Origin of the sequence: uncultured Mycobacterium sp., assembly GCF_964249325.1 — a bacterium.
Lineage (GTDB): Bacteria > Actinomycetota > Actinomycetes > Mycobacteriales > Mycobacteriaceae > Mycobacterium.
Map to the genome: position 1 here is coordinate 1954 of NZ_CAXUCH010000268.1, position 3466 is coordinate 5419.

Below are 3466 nucleotides of genomic sequence, written 5' to 3' on the forward strand. Positions count from 1 at the left end.
GAAAGCGCTGCACCCGTGGGGTTTTGGGCGCGGCTGGTCACGATCAGGGCTCGCACGCCGCGGTTCAGCACGCGGGTGACGTCGTCAGCCAGCGGCCCGTCGTCGTCGACCCGCACCGGCTCCAGCGTTAGGCCCAGCGCCGCCAACAGATCGAGAAGGTTCGCCCATCCCGGGTCTTCGACGGCGACTCGGTCGCCGGGGCGTAAGTGGGCGGTGAGCACCCGCTCGATGCCGTCCAGCGCCCCGCTGGTAACTGCCAAGTGTTCGGCGGGGATGCCGTCCCTACCCAGGTCGGCGCGAGCCCGTTCGGCAAGCTCGGCGGAGATCGCGGGCCGCCCGTACAGCACAGGTGTATCCTGTTGCGGGAGAACAGCATTGGTTATCGGTAGCCGGGTTGGATCCGGGTTGCCGGTCGACAGGTCACGCGCACCGTGCGGGACGAGCGGTCCCCGCAGCGATCGCGGTGGGGTCGCCGGGCGCTCGCGGACCCGAGTGCCGCGGCGCCCGGCGGTCTCGACGACCCCGCGATCGCGCAGTAAGCGGTAGGCGGCCGCGACGGTGTTGGGGTTCACGCCGAGCTGGGCAGCCAGCTCGCGCACCGGTGGCAGGGCGGCGCCGGGCGCCAGCGCGCCCCGGGAGATCGCGTCCTCGACGTTCGCCGCAATGCCCACCGCGCCCGACCCACGAATGGTGTACTGTACTGGCACAAAATCCAGTATGTACTAGTGCAAACAGTAAAGGCAATCCGTTGGACCCGAAGGCATATCTGCCCACACCGCACACGACGCCCACTCGCTATCGGGAGCGTGCCCGATACGACCGCGAAACCGTCCACCAGGCCCTCGACGAGGCACTGATCTGCCACCTGGGCTACGTCAACGCGGGCCGCCCGGTGGTCCTGCCGATGATGCACACCCGCCTGGACGAGACGCTGTACCTCCACGGCTCCACCGGTAGCGGACCCATGCTGGCGGCCAACGCGGCGAAGGGCCTGCCGGTCTGTGTGACGGTCACCGTCGTCGACGCCCTTGTGCTGGCCCGCGCGGCCTTGCACCACTCGGTGAACTACCGCTCAGTCGTCGTGATGGGCACCGCTCACCCAGTCGAGGACCCGCAGCAGAAAATGGGTGTCCTGCACGCCCTTCTCGACCATGTGCTGCCTGGTCGGGCGGCCGACAGCCGGGCCCCCGACGCCCGCGAACTCGCGGCCACCGGCGTGCTGGCACTCGACCTCGTCGAGGTCTCGGCCAAGGTGCGTACCGGCGGCCCGGTCGACGATCCGGACGACGCCGCGCTGCCGCACTGGGCGGGTATCGTGCCGCTGACCCTTGCCGCCGGCGCGCCGATACCGGCGATCGATCTCGACCCGGCCACAGCGGTGCCTGCCTACCTGGCGCGCTATGTCAGCTAACCGCGCCGGTTCTGCTCATCGGGATCCAAACCTCGACGACTGTCGGCAGGTGGCGTAATAGCCGGTTGAGACGCCGCTTTGGGCTGGTGGGCGTGGAAGCGGCGGCGGCGCAATGCGCTACCCACCGGCGCGGCCGAAACCCTTGCTGGCCGGTCGAAAACGGTGAGCGGCGTTAGCGTGACGGCGTGGCCGTACCGTTGCCGATTCGTCGCCCCCGGGCCGACCGTGCCCGCCAGGTCGCCGACGTGCTGCGCCAGGCGATTCACACCGGCGCGTACGACGAGGGGCTGCCCGCCGAGCACGAGTTGGCCGCGGCATTCCTCTTCTCCCGCAACACTATTCGCGAGGCGCTGGCCGTCCTGAAGAACGAGGGATTGATCGACCGCGGCCGCAAGGTGGGCACCCATGTCGCCCAGCGCAGATACGACCACGGCCTCGACGCATTGCTGGGATTGAAAGAAACGTTCACCGGCCACGGCGAGGTCCGCAACGAAGTACGGGCCGCGACGTCGGTGACCGCCCCACCGTCGGTGGCGAACCGGTTGCGATTGCAGCCGGATCAGTCGGTGGTGTTCATCGAACGGCTGCGTTACCTCGGCGAGTTGCCGCTGAGCCTTGATCTGACCTACCTTGCCCCCGACATCGGCAAACTGGTCGTCGCCCACCCGCTGGAAACTCACGACATCTTCGCGCTGATCGAGCAGGTCAGCGGACAACGGCTCGGCGCGGCGACGCTGGCATTAGAGGCCATCCCCGCCGACGCGCATTCGGCGGCCACGCTGCAGGTGCCCGACGGCGCACCGCTGCTCATGCTCGAGCGGCGTACCAGCCTGGACGACGGCCGCCCCGTCGACCTCGAATACATCCAGATGCGCGGTGATCGAATCACCATGCGCGGCAGCCTTATTAGGAGCAAGCCATGACGTTGGTCAACCAGCGCGTCGATGTCCCGGTGACGATCGACGAGTCGTTGTGCATCGACGGCTGCACTTTGTGCGTGGAGATCTGCCCGTTCGACGCGCTGGCGATCAACCCTGAGACAAGCAAGGCCTTCATGCACGTCGACGAACGTTGGTACTGCGGCCCCTGCGCGAGCGGCGCCGTCACCGTCAACATGCCCTACCTCATCCGTTAGCGCCCCGGACATTTCATGAGCAGACCCCTGTCAAACTGGCGATGGCCGCGGCCGTGCTCGCCGTGGTCGGCGCCGGGTGCGCGCTGGACTCGTCATCCGGCGCCGTCAACGTCGTCGTGGGCTACCAGTCCAAGACCATCAACACCGTGACCGCCGGCACGCTGCTGCGCGCGCAAGGCTACTTAGAGCACCGGCTCGCCGACATCACCAAACGCAGCGGCACGAAATACCATGTCGTCGGGCAGGATTACGACACCGGCACGCCGATCACCGCCCAGATGGTCGCCGAAAAGATCGACATGGCTCGATGGGCGACTACCCGATGCTGATCAACGGATCCAAGACCCAGGCCAACGAGCGCGCCCGCACCGAGATCGTCTCGGTCACCGGCTACAACGCCAAGGGCGCGCTGAACATGGTGGTGGTAGCGCCGAACTCGACCGCAACAACGGTGACCGACCTGGCCGGCAAAAAGGGTGTCGGCAAGCGTCGGCTCAGCCGGGCACGGCACCCTGGTGTGGGTTGTCCAACGCCGGCATGAATCCCAGCACCGGCGCCCAGGTGCTCAACCAGCAGCCTCAGGTCGGCGCGTCGGCATTGGAATCCGGTCAGGTGCAAGCTCTTTCGCAGTTCGTGGCGTGGCCCGGGCTGCTGGTCTACCAGGGCAAGGCCAAACTGCTCTGACGGGGCCGAGTTGAACTACCCGACGCTGCACGGTGTCGTGGTGCGGCGCGCCTAGGCCGCCGCCCACCCCGAGGTGCTCGACACCTTCTTGCAGGCTCAGCTCGCCGGCGCAGGTGCGGGAGGGCGCGGCCCGCACTCGCCGGCGCCGCGCACCGAGTGCCGCGGTGCCGGCGCTTGCCGCCCTGCTCTCCGACCAGCACCTCGATCCCCTTGATCCGGCGCAGCTGCGCCACGTG

3 protein-coding genes and 2 pseudogenes (1 of these 5 cut by a window edge) are annotated in these 3466 nt (G+C 68.2%); 4 read left to right on the forward strand and 1 reads right to left on the reverse strand.

Translation table 11 applies throughout. The annotated features are described in order from the left end of the window. Nucleotides 1-707: pseudogene (locus ACFE99_RS22170) on the reverse strand (aminotransferase class I/II-fold pyridoxal phosphate-dependent enzyme) (it extends 641 nt beyond the left edge of the window). Nucleotides 708-748: 41 nt separating this feature from the next. Between ACFE99_RS22170 and ACFE99_RS22175 the strand changes: the two are divergent. From ACFE99_RS22175 to ACFE99_RS22190, 4 genes and pseudogenes are all read left to right on the forward strand, one after another. Continuing rightward, on the forward strand, nt 749-1411 hold the full coding sequence (locus ACFE99_RS22175; RefSeq protein ID WP_375488612.1) for a pyridoxamine 5'-phosphate oxidase family protein: 663 nt from the start codon (nt 749-751) through the stop codon (nt 1409-1411). A 185-nt stretch (nt 1412-1596) separates the two neighbouring features. Next, on the forward strand, nt 1597-2334 hold the full coding sequence (locus tag ACFE99_RS22180) for a GntR family transcriptional regulator (RefSeq protein WP_375488614.1): 738 nt from the start codon (nt 1597-1599) through the stop codon (nt 2332-2334). Beyond that, the gene (locus ACFE99_RS22185) at nt 2331-2546 is read left to right on the forward strand and encodes a ferredoxin family protein (protein WP_375488616.1); all 216 of its coding nucleotides are present in this window, start codon (nt 2331-2333) and stop codon (nt 2544-2546) included. Before ACFE99_RS22180 ends, ACFE99_RS22185 begins: the two co-directional genes overlap by 4 nt. Nucleotides 2547-2587: 41 nt before the next feature. Further along, a pseudogene (locus ACFE99_RS22190) lies at nt 2588-3282 on the forward strand (ABC transporter substrate-binding protein); the annotation flags it as partial. Nucleotides 3283-3466: the final 184 nt, after the last annotated feature.